Origin of the sequence: Psychrobacter sp. M13 (genome assembly GCF_030718935.1) — a bacterium.
In the GTDB taxonomy this organism is placed as follows: Bacteria; Pseudomonadota; Gammaproteobacteria; order Pseudomonadales; family Moraxellaceae; genus Psychrobacter; species Psychrobacter immobilis_G.
Map to the genome: position 1 here is coordinate 841,035 of NZ_CP132194.1, position 23,112 is coordinate 864,146.

19 protein-coding genes are annotated in these 23,112 nt (G+C 37.8%); all 19 read left to right on the forward strand.

Annotation, left to right across the window (positions count from 1 at the left end; translation table 11 throughout):
• Positions 1-10 precede the first annotated feature (10 nt).
• The 19 genes from Q9G97_RS03665 to Q9G97_RS03755 all read left to right on the forward strand — a co-directional run bounded on the left by Q9G97_RS03665 (position 11) and on the right by Q9G97_RS03755 (position 23,094).
• On the forward strand, positions 11-442 hold the full coding sequence (locus tag Q9G97_RS03665) for a low molecular weight protein-tyrosine-phosphatase (protein WP_305899749.1): 432 nt from the start codon (positions 11-13) through the stop codon (positions 440-442).
• Positions 443-515: 73 nt separating this feature from the next.
• Complete coding sequence (locus Q9G97_RS03670; protein WP_305899750.1) at positions 516-2,723, forward strand: polysaccharide biosynthesis tyrosine autokinase; 2,208 nt, start codon at positions 516-518, stop codon at positions 2,721-2,723.
• Positions 2,724-2,791: 68 nt separating this feature from the next.
• Positions 2,792-4,822 carry a nucleoside-diphosphate sugar epimerase/dehydratase gene (locus tag Q9G97_RS03675; RefSeq protein WP_305899751.1) on the forward strand — a complete coding sequence of 677 codons (2,031 nt, stop codon included), beginning with the start codon at positions 2,792-2,794 and terminating at the stop codon, positions 4,820-4,822.
• 12 nt (positions 4,823-4,834) lie between these two features.
• Positions 4,835-6,109 (forward strand): Vi polysaccharide biosynthesis UDP-N-acetylglucosamine C-6 dehydrogenase TviB, encoded by a 1,275-nt coding sequence (gene tviB / locus Q9G97_RS03680; protein ID WP_305900259.1) that lies wholly within the window; start codon positions 4,835-4,837, stop codon positions 6,107-6,109.
• Positions 6,110-6,133: 24 nt separating this feature from the next.
• Positions 6,134-7,165, forward strand: a complete 1,032-nt coding sequence (locus Q9G97_RS03685) for an NAD-dependent epimerase/dehydratase family protein (protein ID WP_305899752.1) — start codon at positions 6,134-6,136, stop codon at positions 7,163-7,165.
• 12 nt (positions 7,166-7,177) lie between these two features.
• On the forward strand, positions 7,178-8,446 hold the full coding sequence (locus Q9G97_RS03690; RefSeq protein ID WP_305899753.1) for an oligosaccharide flippase family protein: 1,269 nt from the start codon (positions 7,178-7,180) through the stop codon (positions 8,444-8,446).
• A 10-nt stretch (positions 8,447-8,456) separates the two neighbouring features.
• Positions 8,457-9,410 carry a N(5)-(carboxyethyl)ornithine synthase gene (locus Q9G97_RS03695; RefSeq protein ID WP_305899754.1) on the forward strand — a complete coding sequence of 318 codons (954 nt, stop codon included), beginning with the start codon at positions 8,457-8,459 and terminating at the stop codon, positions 9,408-9,410.
• Positions 9,411-9,412: 2 nt separating this feature from the next.
• The gene (locus Q9G97_RS03700) at positions 9,413-10,537 is read left to right on the forward strand and encodes a RimK family alpha-L-glutamate ligase (RefSeq protein WP_305899755.1); all 1,125 of its coding nucleotides are present in this window, start codon (positions 9,413-9,415) and stop codon (positions 10,535-10,537) included.
• A 62-nt stretch (positions 10,538-10,599) separates the two neighbouring features.
• Complete coding sequence (locus Q9G97_RS03705) at positions 10,600-11,769, forward strand: nucleotide sugar dehydrogenase (RefSeq protein WP_305899756.1); 1,170 nt, start codon at positions 10,600-10,602, stop codon at positions 11,767-11,769.
• Entirely contained in the window at positions 11,766-12,788 is a 1,023-nt protein-coding gene (locus Q9G97_RS03710; protein ID WP_305899757.1) for an NAD-dependent epimerase, read from the forward strand. Before Q9G97_RS03705 ends, Q9G97_RS03710 begins: the two co-directional genes overlap by 4 nt.
• Before the next feature lie 33 nt (positions 12,789-12,821).
• Entirely contained in the window at positions 12,822-13,946 is a 1,125-nt protein-coding gene (locus Q9G97_RS03715; protein ID WP_305899758.1) for a glycosyltransferase, read from the forward strand.
• Between the two features lie 30 nt (positions 13,947-13,976).
• Entirely contained in the window at positions 13,977-15,326 is a 1,350-nt protein-coding gene (locus Q9G97_RS03720) for a phenylacetate--CoA ligase family protein (protein ID WP_305899759.1), read from the forward strand.
• A 168-nt stretch (positions 15,327-15,494) separates the two neighbouring features.
• Entirely contained in the window at positions 15,495-16,640 is a 1,146-nt protein-coding gene (locus tag Q9G97_RS03725) for a hypothetical protein (RefSeq protein ID WP_305899760.1), read from the forward strand.
• A 5-nt stretch (positions 16,641-16,645) separates the two neighbouring features.
• A complete protein-coding gene (locus Q9G97_RS03730; RefSeq protein WP_305899761.1) occupies positions 16,646-17,782 on the forward strand; it encodes a glycosyltransferase family 4 protein in 1,137 nt (378 codons plus the stop codon).
• Positions 17,783-17,801: 19 nt separating this feature from the next.
• Positions 17,802-18,398 carry a sugar transferase gene (locus tag Q9G97_RS03735; protein WP_305899762.1) on the forward strand — a complete coding sequence of 199 codons (597 nt, stop codon included), beginning with the start codon at positions 17,802-17,804 and terminating at the stop codon, positions 18,396-18,398.
• A gap of 1 nt (position 18,399) precedes the next feature.
• A complete protein-coding gene (locus Q9G97_RS03740; protein WP_305899763.1) occupies positions 18,400-19,014 on the forward strand; it encodes an acetyltransferase in 615 nt (204 codons plus the stop codon).
• 9 nt (positions 19,015-19,023) lie between these two features.
• Positions 19,024-20,283 carry a hypothetical protein gene (locus tag Q9G97_RS03745; RefSeq protein WP_305899764.1) on the forward strand — a complete coding sequence of 420 codons (1,260 nt, stop codon included), beginning with the start codon at positions 19,024-19,026 and terminating at the stop codon, positions 20,281-20,283.
• Positions 20,284-20,359: 76 nt separating this feature from the next.
• A complete protein-coding gene (locus Q9G97_RS03750; protein WP_305899765.1) occupies positions 20,360-21,565 on the forward strand; it encodes a DegT/DnrJ/EryC1/StrS aminotransferase family protein in 1,206 nt (401 codons plus the stop codon).
• A gap of 68 nt (positions 21,566-21,633) precedes the next feature.
• Positions 21,634-23,094, forward strand: a complete 1,461-nt coding sequence (locus Q9G97_RS03755) for a capsule assembly Wzi family protein (RefSeq protein WP_305899766.1) — start codon at positions 21,634-21,636, stop codon at positions 23,092-23,094.
• The last annotated feature ends 18 nt before the right edge of the window (positions 23,095-23,112 follow it).

Here is a 23,112-nt window from a genome sequence, read left to right on the forward strand (position 1 = left end):
AAATTATAATATGAGTTTTAATAATATTTTAGTAGTCTGTGTGGGTAATATTTGTCGTAGCCCTATAGCCGAGGCACTACTTAAAGAGAAGTATCCAAACAAACATATTGACTCTGCAGGTCTTGGTGCTTTAGTGGGTAATCCCGTTGACTCTAATTCGCAAGAAGTCATGAATCCCTACAACATAGATATGTCGAATCATGTTGCCAAGCAAATCGATGAGCAACTAGTGATGACAGCAGATCTGATATTTACGATGTCTGATGGTCAAACTAAGTGGATTGAAGAGCGTTGGCCGCATTGTCGTGGCAAAACTTTCAAGATTGGTCATTGGAATGACAAAGACATAGCTGACCCTTACAAACACGAGTTAGCACAGTTTGAAATGGCTAGAAAAGACATTGTTGAAAGTCTTGAGCCATGGCATAAGAAAATAAGCTAAAGTCCCAGTGATGGATAATAGATATTAAGCAGTTAATAACCAATAATTACCTTTAAATGACGATACTATAGATATGACTACAGATTCTCAAAAAGCACCTAACTCGACTAATAGTAATCCTAACGATGATGATATTGATCTACTGGCATTGCTTTGGGTGGTATTGAGAGGCTGGAAGATTATTTTGCTACTGGCTATATTGGGTCTAATAGTAGGGGTGCTTTATGGGCGCTATGTTAATCCAACCTTTAAATCTGATGCATTAATACAAATAGAAGATAATTCATCAGGTATCTCAGCACTTGGTAGCGATATTTCAGACTTAGTCGCTCCTCAATCTAACAAAGCCCAAACAGAAACAGAGCTTATCAGATCACGAATGATATTAGAGCCAGTGGTTAATCTGCTGAATCTGCGTATCCGCTTATCTGATCCTGAGATTGGCTATATTGATAAAATCAAGAGCAATCGTACTGATACTCAAATTAATACAACTGAGGATGTCAATCTTCGAACTGAAGATGGTCAGGCAAGAATCAGCCAGTTTAATGTCTCTCAGGGTTATCTCAATCAAGCTTTTACTTTAGTAAGATCTGAGTCAGGCTTTACGCTGAGTAATGGCTTCGACGAATTTAAAGGTCAGCTTGATAAAGCTCATCAGTTCAAAGGTGTAGATGGTCAGATTCAGATCACAGTGACTGACTTACCTAATGACTCGCATCCCGTTATTATCTCTAAACAATCGTTACAGCGGACTACTGACGCTATAAACAGCTCATTGACAGTTGGGGAAAAAGGCCAGCAGACAGGTATCATTCAGCTATCGATGACAGGACCTAACCAACAACAAACCAGCCTAATTCTAGAAGAAGTCATCCGCTCATACATTGCTCAAAACCAATCACGTGGCTCTGAAGAGACAACCAAAACAATTGCCTTTATGGAAACTCAGATTCCGTTACTAAAGGAAAAGCTTGAAGATTCTGAAGCAGTCTTTAATGATTTTCGTAAAGAGAACGGTACTATTGATGTTAGTCAAGAGGCTGAAATCTTGCTATCTGAAAACGCTCAGATCGATGCTCAGCTCAACGAGCTAAAGCTTAAAAAAGCCGATCTAACAACTTATTATACAGAAGAGCATCCATTAGTTATTCAGATAAATGATCAGCTTAGAGTCTTAAATGCGCGGAAACAAGATATTGATAACACTATTACAGGACTGCCCGAAGTACAGAGAGAGTTCTTAAAGCTATCACAAGATACTGAGATTAATAGAGAGATCTATCTCACTTTATTAAAGAATTATGAGCAGCTAAAGATTGTCAAAGCAGGTCAAGTAGGTTATGCACGGATTATTGATCTTCCTATTAATACTTTCAATGCCATTGCACCTAAAAAGCTATTAATATGGACACTAGCGACTTTGTTAGGGGCAATGATCGGTACTATCTTAGCTCTGATCAAAGGCCTACTTAGAAATGCAGTGAAAGATCCTGAACGCCTCGAAGCCAAAACCGGCGTGCCAGTCATTGCCACTATTCCGCGCTCACCTTTGCTAACTCGACTAGGTAAGAGTAAAAAGTCTCAAAACCTTTTGTTAGCTCATGCCGATAGTAATAGCTTAAGCTATGAAGCGATAAAGAGTCTAAGAACCAATTTAATGTTCGGTATGCCAACAGTAGGTAAAATAGGTCAACGTGCCAAAGTCATCTTGATTACTGGCGAGAGCCCAGGAGTGGGTAAGTCGTTTATCTCATCTAACCTATCTGAAGTATTTGCACAGCTCAACAAAAAAGTTCTAGTTGTCGATGCTGATATGCGTCTAGGCGAGCTGCATAAAATGTTCAATATGACTCAAGATAATGGTTTAGGTAATTATTTAGCGCAAGGTGTCAATCTAGTCGATGTCATTCACCCAACAGCTATAGACAATATTGATTTTATACCTAGAGGTCAGCACCCACATAATCCAGCGTCGCTACTATCTGGAGATAGGTTCAGCGCTATGATGACTGAACTTAATGAGCATTATGATTATATCGTTATTGATTCTCCTCCTTTATTAGCGGCCTCAGATGCCATAATTATGTCACAGTACGCTGACAAGGTGCTGATGGTAACGCGTTACGATCAGTCCATTGAGGGTCAAGTCGTTTATGCTATGAAGCAGATGAACAAGGCCAATATCCAAGTCGATGGTATTATTCTCAATGATGTGCAACAAGGTCTAATGAGTAAGTATAGCTATCATTACAGCTATGCCTATGGTAATAATAAATAACTATTGTTTTGTTAGTTCCGTATACTATTAAGCAAGTTTCTAGAGTATGAATAAAACAGTTGCCAACTATGTCTATAGAATCAAAAGGTATTAATACTCAGCAGAATGATGAGGCTAATAGCTGGTCGAAACATACTGCTGATTCTTTATTAGCCCTGCCGCGCAGTAGTAAGCGAGCTATTTTAATTTCAGCTGATTTTATTATGGCTGTCGTTTGCTTATATCTTGCTATTGCAGCACGATATGGTTATATAGGTAGCCATATAAGTCTGTTGAGCCTATGCTTATATGCTTCTATTCCAGTAATAGGACTCTATGTCATTGGGTTTTATAAAGGCATCGCTCGTAGCTTTTTTTATGCTTCTATGGGTAATGTTCTACAATTGTTTTTCGTATTAATTGTCATTGCACAAACTGCATTATATTTTCAACTGGCACCAAGTATTCCTCGTGCGGTTCCAATTTTATTTTTATTTTTATTTTTTATTTGGTTATGGAATAGTCGTCTGACCATTAGAGAGTTATTGGCACGCCTGCAAGGTCAACGTCAGCACCCTCGCAATATGGATGATTATGACGATGTGCTTATTTATGGTGCAGGGGAGGCGGGTAAAGAGTTATTAGAGGGACTAAAAAACTCGCATAAGTATAATGTAGTTGCTTTCATTGATGATGACCCTCAATTAGATAATGCTTATGTATTTGGCAAACGTATTTATAGTGCTGATAAACTTATAGAAATCGTGTCAAAGCTGAATATCTCGCAAGTCTTTTTAGCGATTCCCTCTATCAGCCGTTCACGCAAAAGACAGATCATCGATAAGCTTGCCGGCATCTCTATTCAGATAAAAGAGCTACCAAGCCTAGAAGAGATCGCGGATGGCAAAGTTACGGTCAGCAGTATGCGCAAGGTCGATATCCTAGATGTCTTAGACCGTCAAACCGTTCAGCCAGTCGCCAGTCTGTTACAGCTCAATATCACTGATAAATGTGTGCTAGTGACAGGTGCGGGCGGCTCTATTGGCAGTGAGCTATGCCGACAGATTGTAAAAAACCAGCCTAAGCTTTTGGTGCTTTATGAGTTATCTGAATTTGCCCTTTATAGTATCCACCAAGAGCTGATCGCCAAAGTCGCGAGCAAAGATATTTATAAAGGCATCGACGTTGTCGCAATGATAGGTAATGTGACCAATCAAGACCATTTGACACGCATACTCAAGCGTTATCAGATCCAAACGGTTTATCACGCTGCTGCTTATAAGCATGTCCCTATCGTCGAAGCGAATCCTTTTGAAGGGGTTATCAATAATAGCAAAGGCACTTACCACTGTGCGCGTGCCGCTATCGAAGCAAAAGTTGCAACCTTTGTGCTGATTTCGACGGATAAAGCAGTACGACCGACTAATATAATGGGCGCATCCAAACGCTTAGCTGAGCTAGTTTGTCAAGGCTTGAGCCACGATAGTAGTAATACTGAAACCTGTATAAGTATGGTACGCTTCGGTAATGTGCTCGGTTCATCAGGATCAGTAGTACCTGTGTTCACTAAGCAGATCGAAAAAGGTCAGCCTATTACGGTGACTCATCCTGATGTTACCCGTTACTTTATGACTATCCCAGAGGCTGCCAACTTAGTTATCCAAGCTGGCGCGATGGCTAAAGGCGGTGAGGTATTCGTATTAGATATGGGTGATCCTGTTAAGATAGTAGATCTAGCACAGCGGATGATCCAGCTAAGTGGCTTTGAAGTTAAAGATGATGAACATCCTCAAGGCGATATCGAAGTAATATTCACAGGTTTACGTCCTGGCGAAAAGCTCTATGAAGAGCTGATCATCGGTGAAGACAATGTTGAAGATACTGATCATCCGCTGATTATGCAAGCGATGGAGCATAGCTTCCCATTAAACGATCTTGAAGACATTTTGTTTAAGCTAGCTGATAAAGCAAAATTATATGATGTAGAATGGCTAAAAGAGCAGTTTAGGCATTTTGTGGTAGGATATCAGGAAGGGACGCCCGCAGAAGATGACAGTAACGATAGAACTGGTACGGATAAGTATATAGCAAAAATAAGTCAAACAATAAAACTAGGTTGATAATAAATTATGATGAACATTAACGACATTAAGATAGCAGTAATAGGTCTAGGCTATGTAGGATTGCCTTTAGCTGTAGAATTTGGCAAGCATCGTTCAGTAGTAGGGTTCGATATACATGATGAGCGTATCTCGGCTCTCAAAGCAGGTACTGATCATACCTTGGAAGTTAGCGGTGAAGAGCTAGCGCAAGCGGCCCATTTAACGTATAGCTCAAATATCAGTGAGCTAAAAGACTGTAACTTTTTTATCGTGACGGTTCCGACCCCGATAGATGACTATAAGCAGCCTGACCTTACTCCGTTAATTAAAGCGTCAGAAGCTATCGGTAGTCTACTCAAAAAAGATGACATCGTGGTTTACGAGTCAACGGTCTATCCAGGAGCGACAGAAGAAGTCTGTATTCCTGTATTAGAAAAAGTGTCTGGTCTGACATTTAATCAAGACTTTTATGCAGGTTATAGTCCTGAGCGCATCAATCCAGGTGATAAAGAGCACCGCGTGACTAATATTCTAAAGGTAACAGCCGGATCGACGCCTGAGATTGCTGACCTTGTTGATGAGGTCTATAACCTTATCATTACTGCTGGTACGCACAAAGCGTCTTCTATAAAAGTAGCAGAAGCGGCAAAAGTCATCGAGAATACCCAACGTGATGTCAATATTGCTTTAATTAACGAGCTTGCCGTAATATTTAATAAGATGGGCATAGATACTCAGGCAGTGCTAGAAGCTGCGGGTACTAAGTGGAACTTTTTACCATTTCGCCCAGGTCTAGTCGGTGGTCATTGTATCGGTGTTGATCCGTATTATTTAACTCATAAGGCGCAAGCTATCGGCTATAATCCAGAGATTATTCTCGCGGGTCGTCGTTTAAATGACAGCATGGGCGAGTATGTCGTCACTCAACTAGTCAAAACCATGATCAAAAAGCGCATTCAAGTAGAAGGTGCGAGAGTTTTAATCTTAGGGCTTAGCTTTAAAGAAAACTGCCCGGATGTACGCAATACTAAGGTTATAGATATCGTCCATGAACTAGAAGAGTATAATATCGAGGTTGATGTCTACGATCCTTGGGTAGATAGTGCCTCGGCTCAGCACGAATATGATATTACGCCTATCGATAAGCCTGTTGCCGATCAATACGATGGTATCATCTTAGCGGTTGCCCATGAGCAGTTCATCGATATGGGTATAGATAACATACGTGCATTAGGTAAGGATGATCATGTCCTTTATGATCTTAAATATATCTTTACTAAAGATGAAACTGATATCCGTCTATAACTTATACAGCAATACGAGAAGATTATGACAGCTACCGCGTACGAAGCAGTAAAACAAACAATATTGACTGAACCTAAGACTTGGTTGATCACTGGAGTAGCAGGTTTCATTGGCTCTAATTTATTAGAGACTTTACTGCTCCTTAATCAGAAAGTAGTTGGGTTAGATAACTTTGCAACAGGATTTCAGCATAATCTCGATGAGGTGCAGTCGTTAGTCAGTGCTGAGCAATGGGAAGGATTTGATTTTATAGAAGGTGACATCCGTCAGCTTGCAGACTGTCAAGCAGCGTGTAAAGGTGCAGATTACGTATTACATCAAGCTGCTCTAGGCTCTGTACCTCGCTCTATTGCTAATCCTATCGCAACTAATGAGACCAATATTTCAGGCTTTCTAAATATGCTAGTCGCTGCTCGTGATGCCAAAGTCGCTAGCTTCACTTATGCAGCCAGTAGCTCAACGTATGGTGATCATCCAGCACTGCCCAAAGTCGAGGAAAATATAGGTAACCCTTTATCACCTTATGCAGTGACCAAATACGTCAATGAGCTATATGCCGATGTGTTTGCCCGTACTTATGGTTTTAGCACTATTGGTTTGCGCTACTTCAATATCTTTGGGAAGCGTCAAACGCCTGATGGCGCGTATGCGGCAGTCATCCCTAAGTGGACGGCAGCGATGATCGCAGGCGATGAGGTATTTATTAATGGTGATGGCGATACCAGTCGCGACTTTAACTTCATCGAAAATGCTGTACAGGCCAATATATTAGCAGCCGTGGCTAGTGATGAGGCTAAAAATCAAGTCTATAATGTAGCGGTCGGTGGGCGTACCACGCTCAATACTCTATTCACAGCGCTACAAGAAAATTTAGCACTCAATGGGGTGGACTATACTCAAGATGCTGTGTATAGAGACTTCCGTGAAGGAGATGTGCGTCATAGTCAGGCAGATATTAGTAAAATCAAAAATGCATTAGGCTATGAGCCGCAGTTTAATATTATTCAGGGCATAGAGAAAGCTATGCCTTGGTATGTTAAGTCTCTGAAAAAATAGTGACTTAACTTTATGATTCGTAAAATTCGCACGGCATTACAGGTTGAGGATATTAGACAGCTAATGAAGAACTTCTTTTCATTATCTGTTTTGAAGTTAGTCAATGCTGTTCTGCCTTTTATAACCTTGCCTTATTTGATTAAGGTGTTGGGGCTTCAACAATATGGAGCAATTGTACTGGCACTATCTTTGATTGCTTATTTTCAATCAGTAACAGATTATGGTTTTAATTTATCAGCGACACGAGAAATAGCAAGGCATAAGAGCAGTCGTAAGCAGTTGAGCTTTATTTACAGTAAGACACAGGCGTCAAAGCTTTATCTATTATTGTTTTCACTGAGTATATTGATACCTGCTGTCATGATCGTGCCTCAATTTAGAGAAGATTTACTAGTATATTTATTAATGTGCTTAATGTTGATTGGGCAGACGATGTTCCCTGAATGGTTCTTCCGAGGTGTGGAGCAGATGGGCTATATCACTATATTAGATTTGATCGTTAAGGGAAGCTTTACTATAGGTGTCTTTATATTGATCAAATCACCTGAGGATTATTGGCTTTATCCTCTGTTGTTCGGTCTAGGGTATGTGTTTATTGCCATACTGTCTCATTTTTTAATTGTCAAGAAGTTCAAACTGTCAGTTCAGTTAGTAAAAAAGAATAGCATAATAAAAAATCTAAAATTTGGTTTTCCTTTATTTATTAATCAATTTATGCCTAATTTTTACAATAATACAACTACGTTTTTAATAGGGATGTTGCTAGGGAAGCAAGCTGCTGGTGTTTTTGGGGCAGTAAGACAACTTGTAAACGTGTTAAGTGTACTAAATTCAGTTGTTTCCACCGTAGTATTTCCTTATTTGGTACGTAGACAAGATAAGTTCAATTTATTTAGTAAGTTTTACATGATTGGATTTTCAGCCCTAGCGATTATTCTAGTTATCTTGCATAAGTATATACTAGGATGGATGGGAATATCTGATCCGTTATCTTCTAACATATTTCTTATTTTGGTATTTGGCGTCACTTGTATCGTATTTTATAGTATTTACTCTACAAACTTTTTGATACCAAGGGGCTATGATAAAACTGTTATGAAACTAACATTTATTATATCGTTAGTTGGTTTGTTGACTTCTTATCCACTTATAACCAACTTAGGTGTGATAGGCGGCGCAATAAACATTGCGTTTGCACAATTATTAATGGGTAGTAGTGCGTTTGCTATGTATAAGATTATAAGTAAAAAATCACTTTCTTTAAATTTAAACAAGATATAGGAAGCATCAAATGAATACAGTAGGTTTTCCAATAAGTGATAAGTCAAATGAAAATCGTCGTGCGCTAGTGCCATCTGACATAGCTCATTTTAGAAACCCTAATAGTATATATGTCGAAAATGGTTATGGAGAGGTTCTAGGATATAGTGATGATGATTACATCAACGCGGGTATAAATGTTGCATCTCGTGAAGAAACTCTTAGAAAAGATATCATTTGTGATCCTAAAATTGGTGATGCTAAATATCTCAATGAATTAGATAGCCAAGTTATTTTTGGATGGGTGCACGCTGTTCAAAATCGAGATATAACGGATACTTTAATTAATAAAAAGCTTACTGCTTATGCTTGGGAGGATATGTTTGACGAAGGTAGACATGTCTTTTGGCGAAATAATGAAATTGCTGGTGAAGCTGCGATTATACATGCATACACATTACATGGATTATTTCCTTACAACACAAAAGTTGCTTTAATAGGGCGCGGTAACATAGCCCGTGGTGCTTTAAAGATACTGACTATGATGGGTGCTGAAGTTACGGTGTATAATCGTCATACAGAAGCTCTACTAAGAAAAGAAATCGCAGAGTATGATGTCATCGTAAATGCTATTTTATGGGATACAAACCGTAAAGACCATATTGTGTATAAAGAAGATCTAAAGCGAATGAAGAAAGGGTCTATGATTATTGACATCTCCTGCGATAGAAACGGAGGTATTGAAACCTGTACTCCAACGACTTTAGAAGATCCGATATATAAAGTTGAAGGTGTTGTACATTACATGGTTGACCATACACCCACATTATTCTACAAAACTATTTCACATAGTTTGAGCGAAAGTATTATTACCTATCTAGATAATATGATTGAAGGCACTATTAATCCTGTCACACAAGCAGCATTGATTATAGATACAGGTAAAATTGTAGATCAACGTATTAATGATTTTCAAGGAAGATAGTCATGTCTAAAATGTATATAAGAGATGTTGTTTTATCTAATAAGTTGCTTAAAAAAGCATATACAAAGTATCGAAATAAAACGACTAATGATCTAATGAATAGTGTTGAGCTTGATGAATATCTTGAAAAAGCAGAAAAAGTACTGCTAGACAAAGTGCCTACTATAGTAGTAGGTTTGGTAAAAGGTGCCGATAGCTATTCAGACATAGGTTTAACTAGAGAAAGAGATTACTATCCAAAGTATGAAAGATTTTTAAAGAATAATAATATTGTTTATGAGTATTATAATCCTTTACTTTCAAATTGGATGGAGCAAGCCGAACGTTTTGATCTAATAGTCTGGAATACATCTTCTGACCCCTCCACGCAAGAAATCGCTGAAGGAAAGATCTATATCTTAGAACAAATGGGTAAGAAATGCCTGCCTAGTTATAATGAAGTTTGGTCTTATGAGAACAAGATAAGAGCAAATTACTTATATGAATTGCATGATCTACCATCTATCCCTACATTCATTAGTCATTCTAAATCTGAAACATTAGATTATTTAGCCAAAGCTAAATTTCCAATAATTTCAAAGATAACTACAGGTTCTGCTTCCTATGGCGTTGATAAAATTGACAATCTGAAAGAAGCAAAAAAGCTTGTTAACCAAGTTTTCTCTTATAAGGGCAAAGAGACTTATTTTAAATATATAAATCAAAAAGAGTATGTCTACTTTCAGGATTTTATTGAAGATGCGACTTATGATTTGCGGATCATGTGTGTTGGAGAGGATCTCTTTGGATACTATCGATACCCAAACGAAGGAGATTTTAGAGCATCAGGTGCAGGTAATTACCAAAAGAAGGAAATCCCTGTAGAGGCTTTAGAATTAGCTTACCAAGTGTATAAAGCTTTCGGTTCAAATTTTTTGGCTACTGACTTTGTCTATAGCGAAAAAACAAAACAATTTTTAATTATTGAATCATCAGTCTTTATTGGTGTAGATAGCTGTGAACAGTTAGCTATAAATGATGTAGCGGGAAAGTATATTAGAAAATCTGCAAATGAATACGATTTTGTAGAAGGAAGGTTTTGGGTACAGGAATTGACTCTAAAAAATATAATAGAACGACAGTTTTAGTGTATATATATTCTCCGAGCAATATTTGATTATTTTAATTATATAGTTTTTAGGTCTAACTTATGAAAATAGCAGTTGCAGGTACTGGATATGTTGGATTATCTAATGCAATGATATTCGCACAACATAACGAAGTTGTTGCTATCGATATATTGCCTGAGAAAGTCGAATTATTGAATAATCGTATTTCTCCTATTCAAGATGTAGAAATATCGGAATTTCTAAGTGAAAAAAACCTAGATTTTAGAGCGACTCTTGATCCAAATGAAGCTTATCAGAACACTGATTTTGTCATTATAGCGACACCTACCAACTATGATGTTAAGACCAATTACTTTAATACTGATAGTGTCGAGTCAGTTATCAATCAGGTTAAAGAAATTAACCCATTAGCTATAATGATTATCAAATCAACCGTTCCAGTCGGCTTTACTGAAAATATCAAAAAGCAGTTAGGAACAAACAATATAATTTTCTCTCCAGAGTTTTTGCGTGAGGGCAAGGCGCTTTATGATAACCTATATCCTTCAAGAATTATTGTAGGAGAAAAGTCTGATAGAGCTCAGTTGTTTGCGAGAATGCTAATAGAAGGGGCAATCAAAAAAGATAGTCCTATATTGTTTACTGATTCTACAGAGGCAGAAGCGATTAAGCTGTTTTCTAATACTTACTTAGCTATGCGTGTTGCTTATTTTAACGAGCTTGACACCTATGCTCAATCTTTTGGATTGGATACCCGTCAAATCATTGAAGGTGTTTGTTTAGATGATCGTATTGGTAGCCATTATAATAATCCATCATTAGGTTATGGCGGCTATTGTTTGCCCAAAGATACAAAGCAACTGTTAGCTAATTATGATGAAGTTCCTAATAATATTATAAGAGCTATTGTAGACTCAAATCGTACAAGAAAAGACTTTATTGCAGATTCAATTATAGCAATGAGTCCGAAGACAGTTGGTATATATAGATTAGTCATGAAAGAGGGTTCAGATAATTTCAGAGCTTCCGCTATTCAGGGAATAATGAAACGTATAAAAGCGAAGGGTGTAGAGGTCATAGTATATGAGCCTGTACTAGATGAATCAGAATTTTTTAATTCCAAAGTTTTTAAAGACTTAGAGGAGTTTAAAAAACTAAGCGATGTTATTGTCACTAATAGATTATCCAGTGATTTAGATGATGTCATGAATAAAGTTTACACTAGGGATATCTTTGGAGGTGACGAATGAAAATACTCATTACAGGTGCAGCAGGATTTATCGGTTTTCATCTAATCAAAGCTCTTTTGGAAGCCAACTCATTAGAAAACAAAAATACTATTATTGGTATTGATAATATTAACGACTATTACGATATATGCTTGAAGCAAGAACGCCTAAAAGTACTTGGCAACCATCCTCAAGCTGAGCTCTTTAAATTTATTAAGCTTGATCTTGCTAATCGTGAAGCAATGTCCGCTTTATTTGTTGATTATGAGTTTGATATCGTTATAAATCTTGGGGCACAAGCTGGTGTACGCTATTCAATTGAAAACCCAAATGCTTACATGGATTCTAATATGGTAGGGTTTTTGAATGTTCTTGAAGGTTGCAGACAGACTAAGGTTAAGCATTTATTATATGCTAGCTCAAGCTCTGTATATGGGATGAATATTAAGCAACCTTTTAGTACTAATGATCGTGTCGACTATCCTATCAGTTTATATGCTGCTACCAAAAAATCCAATGAGCTAATGGCACATACCTACAGTCACTTGTATGATATTCCTACCACTGGTTTACGGTTCTTTACGGTTTATGGACCTTATGGTCGACCTGATATGGCTTATTTTTCTTTTACCAAAAAGATACTCGCTGGTGAAACTATTGATGTCTTTAACAATGGTGAGATGAAACGAGATTTTACTTATATCGATGATATCGTCGAAGGTATAACTCGTCTAATAAATAAAGTACCTACTTCTAAATCATCACTGACCTCGACTGCCACCGCGCCCTATAAAGTCTATAACATCGGTAATAATCAGCCGATTACGTTACGCCGTTTTATAACCGCTATTGAAAGTGCCTGTGGGAAAAAAGCCCAAGAAAATTTATTACCTATGCAAGCTGGCGATGTGCCTATTACCTACGCTGATGTAGATGAACTTATAAACGATATTGATTTTAAGCCTAATACAACTATTGAGGATGGTATCTCAAAGTTTGTTAAATGGTACAGAGACTATTACTTAAATAACGCAGAATAATATATTCTCTATTAAATCTAAGAGACTCAAAATATGAAGATAGTACATATAATAACGGGCCTAAATAACGGTGGTGCAGAAGGTGTTCTCTATCGTCTAGTCACTCACGATCATGCAAATGAGCATATTGTGATCTCCCTGATGGGTAAAGGAAAATATGGGTCATTATTAAAAGAGCATAGTATAGAAACTTATTATTTAGAACTAAGTCGCGGTAAGCTTTCTTTATCTCCACTTATACTATTAAAAAAAATTATCAAAAATGAGAAACCAGATGTAGTTCAAACCTGGATGTCACATGCAGATTTGATTGGAGGCTTAGTATCCAAGTTATCAGGTCACAAGAACATTGTCTGGAATATTCGACATAGCAACTTGACGTTTAGAGCATCTAACATAAAAACAAATGCAGTAGTTATGACTTGTATGGCAGTAAGCAAGATCATTCCTAAGAAAATTATATGTTGTTCAGAGAAGACATACAAAGATTATGGTGGACATGGATATCCCAAAAGTAAAATGACCGTGATTAGTAATGGTTATGATTTTGAGAAGTTCAATACGGATATAGAATCGAGAAACAAAATCAGAAAAGAATTAAATATAGCTGACGATACAAATTTGTTAGGCATGGTAGCTAGATATGATCCTAATAAAAACCATCAGGGTTTACTGCGAGCTTTGAAATTGGTCAAGGATCACAATAGTAATTTTCAGACTATATTAGTAGGTCGTGATCTTAACAATAATAATGAAAATATTAAATCATTGATAAAAAATTTGGAGTTAGAAGATCATATTATTCTACTTGATCAAAGATCGGATATACCTTCTATAATGAATGCTTTAGATGTCAATATTCTGAGTTCTATATCAGGAGAGGGCTTTCCGAATGTTTTGGCAGAAGCAATGGCTTGTGGAACCTTATGTGTTGCAACAGATATAGGAGACTCAAAAGTTATAATAGATAACTATGGTTGGATAGTGGAGGCAAATGACGATAAACTACTTGCTGACGCAATATTGAAAGCTTTAGAATTAAAGAAAACTCCTGCCCAGTGGAATAAAATGAAAGTTTTGGCAAGAAAACATATTACTGATAATTTCAGTATTTCATTAATGATTGAAAGATATAATAAGGTTTGGAGTAGCATTTAAAGCTAATACAATTATTGAGGAGTTTTTTAAATGTCGATTAAAGAAAAGATAGTCTTATTGAGCCCTTATATATTTCAGAATACTGCAATCACAGCTTACAATACCTATCAGTATAAAATTCGACATAGTGGGAAATATAAGTATTTTCGAAAATATTATTCTAAAGTTGAAAACTTCAGTCAAGATAAACTTGATAAAGAAGTAGCCAAGAAGAAAAAAAGTTTTTTTAGTTTTGTTAAAAAAAATTCAAGTTGGTATAAAAACTATGATTTTTCAGCTCTAACATCTAATAAGGTATTGAATAAACGAGATATTGTAAATAACTTAGACAGTATAAAAACCTTAAGTGAGAACCGAGGCCTAATCAGTCTTACTGGTGGTACAACTGGCGCTTCAATGAAAGTTATCTATACTAAAAGTGATTTACAAGAACGTTTTGCAATACTTGATCATTTTAGAGCTCAGCATGGTTATGAGCTAGGTAAAAAAACGGCTTGGTTTTCAGGTAAAAATCTTATATCTGAGAATGATATTAACAAAGGAATTTGTTCTCATTATGATTTCATAAATAAAATTCGCTTCTATTCAACCTTTCACATCAATAGTAATAATTTTGATATTTATTGGGACTCTTTAAATAAGTTTTCTCCTGAATTTATTGTTGGCTTTCCTTCGAGCGTCTATGAATTATGTCAAATTGCCGACAGTCGTGGATTGCGTATTAAAAACAAAGTGCAAGTGTTTTTCCCAACAGCAGAAACCGTACTTCCCAAACACCGGGAGGTTATCAGTAGAGTCCTTGGCTGTAAACTAGTAGATCAGTATGCTTCTTCCGAAGGCGCACCTTTCATTTTAGAATGTAAGCAAGGAAGGTTACATATACATCCTCTTACAGGTATATTCGAAGTAGTTGATAAGGACATGCAACCTTCTCAGGAGGGTGAAATACTAGTTACGTCTTTTACTACTCATGGCACTCCTTTAGTGAGATACCGTATTGGTGATAGTATTAAGATGGCTACAACTGATTTGAAGTGTAGTTGTGGATCACTATTTCCACTAGTAGAAAGAATTGAGGGTCGTGCCTCTGATTACATTCTCTCACCGACCCATGGTAAAGTTAATTTAGGTAATATCAGTAATAGTACCAAAGATATTAAAGGGATTATTAACTTTCAAGTTATCCAAGAAGATCTTTCTCATGTGACCATTTTAGTGACTGCTACTAAATACTTTACTAACAGTCAAAAGAAAAACTTTCTAGCAGCTTTAGAAGAAAGATTTGGATCTAAAATGTCAATTAGTTTAAAAGTAGTAGATGAAATACCTACTGAGAAAAGTGGCAAATTTCGGATAGTTAAAAACTTACTAGAGAATTAGTATATTTAAGCATCTACTGCCTCTTAGCTACTTAGAAAAAGGTAAATTAGCGATACTTGGAAGAGACATTGAGTAGTAATATGACTTATAAGCCTAATATAGTTAAGAATATATTGAATAAAAGAATCTGTAAGTTTAGAATCACAAAAATAAATTAGGTTAGCTAGCATGATTATATACCGTGACTTCAGTTTCACTCAAAATATGCTTAGTATGGTTATACTTATAGCTGCCTACTTTTTATTGTTTATTATAGGAGTTAAGCGAAAGAAAGATATACTAATTGTTTCATTAATCTACTTTTGGCATAGTATTTTTTCATTTACTTATTTTATTTTAACTAGTCGCCCTGGAGCACTAGCTGATTCTTTAAAGTATTTTAGGATATCTAAAGGTGATTTAGATTATCCTTTCTATCCGGGCTCTCCATTTGTATACTTATTTAGTAGAACTTTTTCTAAGGGTCTTGACTTCAGTTACTTGAATACCACCCTGATTTATAACTTTATAGGAAGTTTAGGTATAGTTCTATTTTACTTATCTATTAAAAAGTATTTTAATACGATATCTAAATATTGGTTAATGTTCTTATTTGTACCCTCTATGAGTTATTGGAGCTCAGGTCTAGGCAAAGATGCTTTCTCGTTTTTATCTGTATGCCTGTTAATATATGCAACAACCTCTAATAGTAAATTCAAACTCCTAATTTTAGCTCTATCTTTTTTTATAATGTTTATGGTACGACCGCATGTAGCATTTGCTATGCTCGTATCTTTCGTTGTCTACTTTATTATACAATCAAAAGCACATATACTATTTAAAGCATCGACATTGCCAATTATTAGTATCTTTGCGGTAGTATCATTAAACTTTGTTCAAGAGTATGCTGGTCTCGATGAAGCGTCTCTAGACGGCATTGGCGATTATTACGAGTCACGTTCAGGGTTTAATATGCAAGGGGGATCATCGATTGATACTTCCTCAATGATACTGCCTGTTAAAATGTTCTCCTATATTTTCAGGCCTTTCCCTTTTGAGGCGCATAGTTTAATAGCATTCATAGCTAGTATTGAAAACAGTCTTCTTTTAATAACAATTACATATATAGTTTATAAAGCTAAAGGCTCTTTTACAGTTATAATTAAGAATGAGAATCTTTGGCTACTTTTGTACGTTATAATCACATGGATTATGCTTTCCTATGGCTTAAAAAACCTGGGTATTGCAGCTCGTCAAAAATGGATGTTCATGCCTGTGATTATTTATTTATTATTAACTATGCACTCTAACTCTAAAATAAGAAGGCTGCACTGAAACTTATGAAATTTTTAGTTATAGCTAGTCACCCAGTATCAGTTTTAAAGTTCCGTGGCCATTTAATTCAGGCCCTTAAGAATAAAGGTTGTGAAATTCATATAGCCACGCCCCTTCTTAAAAGTTACCCTAAGGTTTCAAAGGAACTAAAGTCTTTAGGCTACATTACTCATAATATCCCTATGCAGCGCACAGGGACTAACCCTTTAGCTGACGCAAAAACGTTAAAGTCTCTCTATACTCTAATGAGAGATATTAAACCTACATACGTTCTGGCTTATACTATCAAGCCTGTCATTTATGGAACGTTAGCCGCATGGGCAGCTAAAGTACCTCATAGGTTTGCCCTAATTACTGGGCTTGGTTATGCTTTTCAGCAAGTAGAAGAGACCGGTAAGAGAAATTATTTTCAAAAAATTATTCACGAGCTATATCGCCAAGCTCTATCCAAAACGGATAAAGTGTTTTTCCAGAACCCAGATGATCTTAATCTGTTTAAACAGCTTAAGTTAATTAGTAATAAAACACCTACTACAATCGTTAATGGCTCTGGTGTCGATACCTCCGAATACAATATAGCACCATTGCCTGTCAGTAATAAACAACCTGAAATTAGGTTCTTACTAATCGCGCGCTTATTGGCTGATAAAGGGATACGTGAATATGCAAACGCTGCGAAAATAATTAAAAACAAATACCCTGAAGTTAACTTTGATTTAGTTGGGCTAATAGATTCAAACCCAACTGCTATTTCACAGCAAGAGCTCGATGAGTGGGTAGATCAAGGCTTGCTTAATTTCTGGGGTCGCTTAGATGATGTTAGACCTGCGATTGCTGCAAGCTCTATCTATGTACTCCCCTCTTATCGCGAAGGGACACCTCGCACAGTATTAGAAGCGATGTCAATGGGAAGACCCGTAATAACGACTGATGCGCCTGGCTGTCGCGAAACTGTGGTTGATAGCTATAATGGATACTTAGTACCTGTCAAATCCGTAGACGGACTTGTGAAGGCAATGGAAGAATTCATACTTAACCCGGAGCTTATCAGCACAATGGGCAAAGCTTCACGTAAGATCGCAGAAGATAAATTTGATGTTCATAGCGTCAACAACATTATGATAAATGAGATGAATTTATAAGATAGTAATAGGATTGATAATGCTTAAAAGATTAATAGATATAACCGCGAGCAGCGCTGCATTAGTAACGCTATCTCCTGTACTAGCCGTTACTGCTTATAAAGTTAAAAAGAACTTAGGGTCACCTATTCTATTCAAGCAAACTCGACCTGGACTCCACGGTGAGCCATTTGAGATGATAAAATTCCGCACTATGCTTGATGCTTATGATAATGAAGGTAATCCTTTGCCCAACGAGCAGAGGTATACCAAGTTCGGCAACTTCTTACGTTCCACAAGCCTTGATGAGCTACCTGAGTTGTGGAATGTCATCAAAGGAGATATGAGTCTAGTTGGGCCGCGTCCTCTATTAATGGAATATCTGCCCTTATATAACGAAACGCAAGCTCGTCGTCACAATGTTCGTCCAGGAGTCTCAGGCTGGGCTCAAGTAAATGGACGTAATGCAATTAGTTGGGAAGAAAAGTTTGAGCTAGATACTTGGTACGTAGAGAACCAAAGCTTACTAATTGATCTAAAAGTCATCTTTTTAACTCTAAAAAAAGTTATCATAAGAGAAGGCGTAAATGCTAGTGAGAATGTCTCTATGACTAGATTTACAGGAAGTAGAGACTAATATGTTAGCCATTTTAGGAGCTAGTGGTCATGGCAAGGTGCTAGCAGATATAGCAGAGCTTACGGGATGGAGTAGTATTGAGTTCTTCGACGATGCTTGGCCTGATAATCAACATAATGGTGTGTGGCAGATAGTCGGAAATACTGAAGATTTGCTAGATAACTTAGAAAGTTATAAAGGCGTGATTGTCGCTATCGGTAACAATAAGATTAGACAACAAAAACTACTGCAATTACACAGTGCTCAGGCGAATATTGTTTCATTAATTCATCCTTCTGCAACCGTAAGCAAATATACTAAAATCGGTCTAGGATCTGTTGTTGTCGCTGGTGCGGTAATTAATCCAGACTGTATTATTGGTCTAGGTGCTATTATTAATACCTGTAGCAGCGTAGGACATGATTGCACTCTTGGAGATGCGGTACACATTTGTCCTGGTGCTAGAATAGCAGGCGGTACTCATATAAGCGATCGTGCATGGATAGGGGTTGGTTCAAGTGTCCGTCAGCTTATTACGATAGGTGAGGATGCCGTCATTGGTGCAGGAGCAGCTGTAGTTCAAGATGTTTTACCAAATATAACCGTTGTTGGTGTACCTGCAAGACCTAAACCATAGGAACATTAAATGAACATTAGAAAGTTAGTATATATAGTCAAAGACCAACTAAAAAATGGCTCATTAAACGCAAACTTGGCAGATCTAACAAGCCAATTCAATCATTTCTTCCCTGCCCAACCTTCGCGATTACAAGCTATTACACAGTATGCTGTGGAAAACACGCCTTACTATGATACCTACAAAAAATATAATGACTTTAAAGATTATCCTGTATTAGATAAGTCTGTAATTAAGCGGAATTACGATGATTTTATATCTATTCCTTATAAAGACTGCATCGACTCTTTGCACAAAGTAACGACAAGTGGTTCTTATGGCACTCCTTTTACCTTTTATTTAAACTCTGAAAAGCGTCGTAAAATAATTGCTGAGATATATTACTTTGGAAAAAGTAGTAATTTCGATTTAGGGGTAAAACATGCTCATATTATGGCTCAGAAAAAACCAAAGTTTTTACAATTACTACAGAACCAAGTAACTATTACAGTAAAAGACTTAACTGAGGAATGGTGCAGAGAATCAATCCAAACTATTAAAAACAAAAAAGTTAAAGTTATTATAGGTTATCCATCTGCTATTTCTCGATTAGCAATTTATTTAGAGAGAAAAAATATTATTTTACCTATGGATGGTATTATTACAGTATCTGAGGTGCTAACTAGTGATATGCGTCAAACAATAACTAAGAGTTTTAAATGTAATCCTGTAAGTAGATATACAACCAATGAGTTCGGTGTCTTAGGTATCGAAGATTTAACTGGTGATTTCTTTTCTTTGAATCAGTGTAATTTCTTAATCGAAATACTATCTCTTGACAATAACCAACCTGTTGAGATGGGTGATATTGGTAGGATTGTAGTAACGGATTTATTTAATAAATCAATGCCTTTAATTCGCTATGACACTGGTGATTTAGCTAAACCTTCTGAAATAAGAAAAGGTATAGTTACTAAAATAGAGAGTGTTGAAGGTAGAAGACTCGCTGTAATTCGAAATACAAACGGTGAAACGGTTTCTTCCTTCGAGATTAATAAATCTTTAATTGGTCTCAGTAACATTGTTCAATATCAGTTCTCACAAGAGCACAAATTATTATATAAATTAAAACTAGTCATAGATGGAGAAGTCGATGAAGCGCAAATTATTAAGATCTATAAGGACATCCTAGGTTCTGATGCCCAAATAGTTATAGATTTTGTTGAAGATATTCCGCCTCAGAGAAGTGGTAAAAGACCTTACATATTGCAAAATTATTATAATGAATAAACTTATTTTTAATCCCTATACTGTTTCTCTATGAATAGAAATCAGTACTTATGAAATAAAAGGTAACCATTTTGCTATGCTAAACACCCCATTTTCACCTTGGCCAAGCTTTACTCAAGAAGAAGCGGATGCGGTCAGTCAAGTATTATTATCCAACAAGGTAAATTACTGGACAGGGCAAGAGTGTCGTCAGTTTGAGACGGAGTTCGCTAAATGGGCTGATAGCAAGTATGCCATTGCGATGGGTAATGGTACGTTGGCATTAGACGTTGCCTTACAAGCGTTAGATATCGGCGCAGGCGATGAAGTAATCGTTACCCCACGTACCTTTATTGCTAGTATCTCTTCAGTCGTGAACGCCGGAGCCACACCTGTCTTTGCTGATGTCGAAGAAGCGACAGGTAATATTACCGCTGAGACTATCGCTGCGGTCATTACAGATAACACCAAGGCAATCGTCTGTGTTCATTTAGCGGGTTGGCCTTGTGATATGGATGCGATCATGGCGCTGGCAGAGCAGCATAATCTGTATGTGATAGAAGACTGTGCGCAAGCGCATGGTACGCGTTATAAAGGTCGTAGCGTCGGTAGCATCGGTCATGTTGGTGCGTGGAGCTTTTGCCAGGATAAGATCATGACCACTGGCGGTGAGGGCGGTATGGTCACCACCAATGATGAGCAGTTATGGCGTAAGATGTGGGCATATAAAGATCATGGCAAAAGCTATGCTGCGGTGTATGAGACTGAGCATCCACCAGGCTATCGCTGGTTGCATGAGAGCTTCGGTACTAACTGGCGTATGACTGAGATGCAAGCGGTGATTGGCCGTATTCAATTAACGAGAATGGCTGATTGGACCGCGAAGCGTACCGCCAATGCACAGGCTATATTGGACGAGTGTGATAACTGGCAAGCGCAAGGCTATCTATCTGTGCCTAGGCTTGAGAACATGCCAGCGTTTGCGGATTGTACCCATGGTTATTATAAGTTATATGTCTATGTACAGCCAGATAATCTGCCCGAAGGCTGGTCGCGTGATCGCATTATCGCTGAGATTAATGAGTCGTCAGTACCGTGCTTTTCTGGTTCAGCGTCGGAAGTTTATCTTGAAAAAGCTTTTGATAATACAGGTCTGCGTCCTGAAACGCGTCTGCCAGTAGCTAAGCAATTAGGTGAGACGAGCTTGATGTTTTTGGTACATCCAACCTTGACTACTGCTGAGATTGAGCAAACCGTAAGCGCTATTCATAGCGTATTTAGCAAAATGGCTGACTCTAACTAAAGATAAATAATATATACTGGTTTACTCTATCAGATTATTACCACACACAGTTACGGATGCAAATTCTCATGAACAACAAGTTACTCCCTTTACTGAGCGCCAGTACGATACTGTTAGCCTTAATCATGCCGACTACTGCATCCGCACAAAATCTATACATGAATGATTTGCGCCTAAAGGCTGATATCGATTGGCTGAATACGCAAGGCGTGACCCAGATCAGTACCAGCACTTGGCCATTGACGGCTAATGAGATCAAGCGTGGTCTTAGCACCGCTAATGCCGTAACGCCTGCCCAGCAGCAGATACTTCAATCGGTCTATACTACCCTCAAGCAAAACCCTAACTCTCTAGTACATGCTGATATTGAGGCTAATCTGCAAACCAATCGTCAGCAGCTACCTCAGACCTTTGGTGAGGATAAGCTGGCAGGACAGCAGATCAGCGGCTCTATAGGCCTGAGCGAAGAGAACTTAGAATTTAATCTGCAAGTCAATCTGAAGAACGATAAGCTGATCGAAGACGGCTCTGATGTGAGCTTTGAAGGCTCTTATGTCGCAGGCGGTTTTGCCAATCAGTGGTTAATTGCAGGTCAGATACCAGCATGGTGGGGGCCTGGGCATGATGGTAGTCTGATACGCGGTGATGCTAGTATTCCTGTGGCTGGATTCACTATGCAGCGTGATCAGCAAGCAGCGCCTACTTCACAGTATTTATCATGGGTCGGCCCTTGGCAGTATCAGCTATTTGCAGGGCAACTTGATGATTATGAGGCTATACCAGAAGCTAAGCTGTTTGGTGCACGTTTGACTGCCCAGCCGTTGCCTTGGTTAGAAGTTGGTGCATCACGCAGCTTTATGTGGGGCGGGGAGGGACGTCCGCAGAGCCTTAGCTCTTTTACTGATGCTATCCTAGGAACCAAAGATAACGCTGATAATGGGGCAGTTATTGGTGAAGATCCTGCCAATCAATTGGGTGGCTTTGATGCTCGTGTGAGCCTAGCGCCCTTGATTAATGTACCAGCTGGCGTCTATGCACAGTATATAGGCGAAGATGAAGCAGGTGGTCTGCCCTCTAAAAACATGTATCTAGCAGGTGCGGACTATGCCTCTGCTGCTTACGGTAAGCCTTATCAGCTCTATGCAGAATATACTGATACCCGTACCAGTGGCGAGGTCAGAGGCGTCTCTTATGACCATGGAACTTATACCGATGGCTACTATCAGAATGGCTATCCATTAGGATATGCGCTGGGCGGTGATGCCGAGAGTATCGCTGTTGGTGGTAGATTATGGCTTGATGAGAGTAACTTTATCAATGCTAAGCTGCAACATGCTAAAGTCAATCAATCCGATGAAAATGATAATCAAGCTTTTCCGAATACGGATAAGATCACCGCTATTGATGTCGCATGGGAGCATCAATTGCAGCCGCTAGTGAGCATTAATTCTAGAGTTTGGGCAGTCGATTCGGATATTCAATCAACCGATATCGGTGTCGGCGTTGGTCTTGAGCTTAAGGCTTATTAAACTATTCAGCAATGTAAA

Excerpts from the sequence above, each read along its gene's own strand:
- Q9G97_RS03730 (WP_305899761.1), top strand. The coding sequence starts at position 16,646 with ATGAAATTTTTAGTTATAGCTAGTCACCCAGTATCAGTTTTAAAGTTC.
- Q9G97_RS03695 (WP_305899754.1), top strand. The coding sequence starts at position 8,457 with ATGAATACAGTAGGTTTTCCAATAAGTGATAAGTCAAATGAAAATCGT.
- Q9G97_RS03685 (WP_305899752.1), top strand. The coding sequence starts at position 6,134 with ATGACAGCTACCGCGTACGAAGCAGTAAAACAAACAATATTGACTGAA.
- Q9G97_RS03665 (WP_305899749.1), top strand. The coding sequence starts at position 11 with ATGAGTTTTAATAATATTTTAGTAGTCTGTGTGGGTAATATTTGTCGT.
- Q9G97_RS03670 (WP_305899750.1), top strand. The coding sequence starts at position 516 with ATGACTACAGATTCTCAAAAAGCACCTAACTCGACTAATAGTAATCCT.
- Q9G97_RS03725 (WP_305899760.1), top strand. The coding sequence starts at position 15,495 with ATGATTATATACCGTGACTTCAGTTTCACTCAAAATATGCTTAGTATG.
- Q9G97_RS03745 (WP_305899764.1), top strand. The coding sequence starts at position 19,024 with ATGAACATTAGAAAGTTAGTATATATAGTCAAAGACCAACTAAAAAAT.
- Q9G97_RS03750 (WP_305899765.1), top strand. The coding sequence starts at position 20,360 with ATGCTAAACACCCCATTTTCACCTTGGCCAAGCTTTACTCAAGAAGAA.
- Q9G97_RS03720 (WP_305899759.1), top strand. The coding sequence starts at position 13,977 with ATGTCGATTAAAGAAAAGATAGTCTTATTGAGCCCTTATATATTTCAG.
- Q9G97_RS03710 (WP_305899757.1), top strand. The coding sequence starts at position 11,766 with ATGAAAATACTCATTACAGGTGCAGCAGGATTTATCGGTTTTCATCTA.
- Q9G97_RS03740 (WP_305899763.1), top strand. The coding sequence starts at position 18,400 with ATGTTAGCCATTTTAGGAGCTAGTGGTCATGGCAAGGTGCTAGCAGAT.
- tviB (WP_305900259.1), top strand. The coding sequence starts at position 4,835 with ATGAACATTAACGACATTAAGATAGCAGTAATAGGTCTAGGCTATGTA.
- Q9G97_RS03705 (WP_305899756.1), top strand. The coding sequence starts at position 10,600 with ATGAAAATAGCAGTTGCAGGTACTGGATATGTTGGATTATCTAATGCA.
- Q9G97_RS03735 (WP_305899762.1), top strand. The coding sequence starts at position 17,802 with ATGCTTAAAAGATTAATAGATATAACCGCGAGCAGCGCTGCATTAGTA.
- Q9G97_RS03675 (WP_305899751.1), top strand. The coding sequence starts at position 2,792 with ATGTCTATAGAATCAAAAGGTATTAATACTCAGCAGAATGATGAGGCT.
- Q9G97_RS03690 (WP_305899753.1), top strand. The coding sequence starts at position 7,178 with ATGATTCGTAAAATTCGCACGGCATTACAGGTTGAGGATATTAGACAG.
- Q9G97_RS03755 (WP_305899766.1), top strand. The coding sequence starts at position 21,634 with ATGAACAACAAGTTACTCCCTTTACTGAGCGCCAGTACGATACTGTTA.
- Q9G97_RS03715 (WP_305899758.1), top strand. The coding sequence starts at position 12,822 with ATGAAGATAGTACATATAATAACGGGCCTAAATAACGGTGGTGCAGAA.
- Q9G97_RS03700 (WP_305899755.1), top strand. The coding sequence starts at position 9,413 with ATGTCTAAAATGTATATAAGAGATGTTGTTTTATCTAATAAGTTGCTT.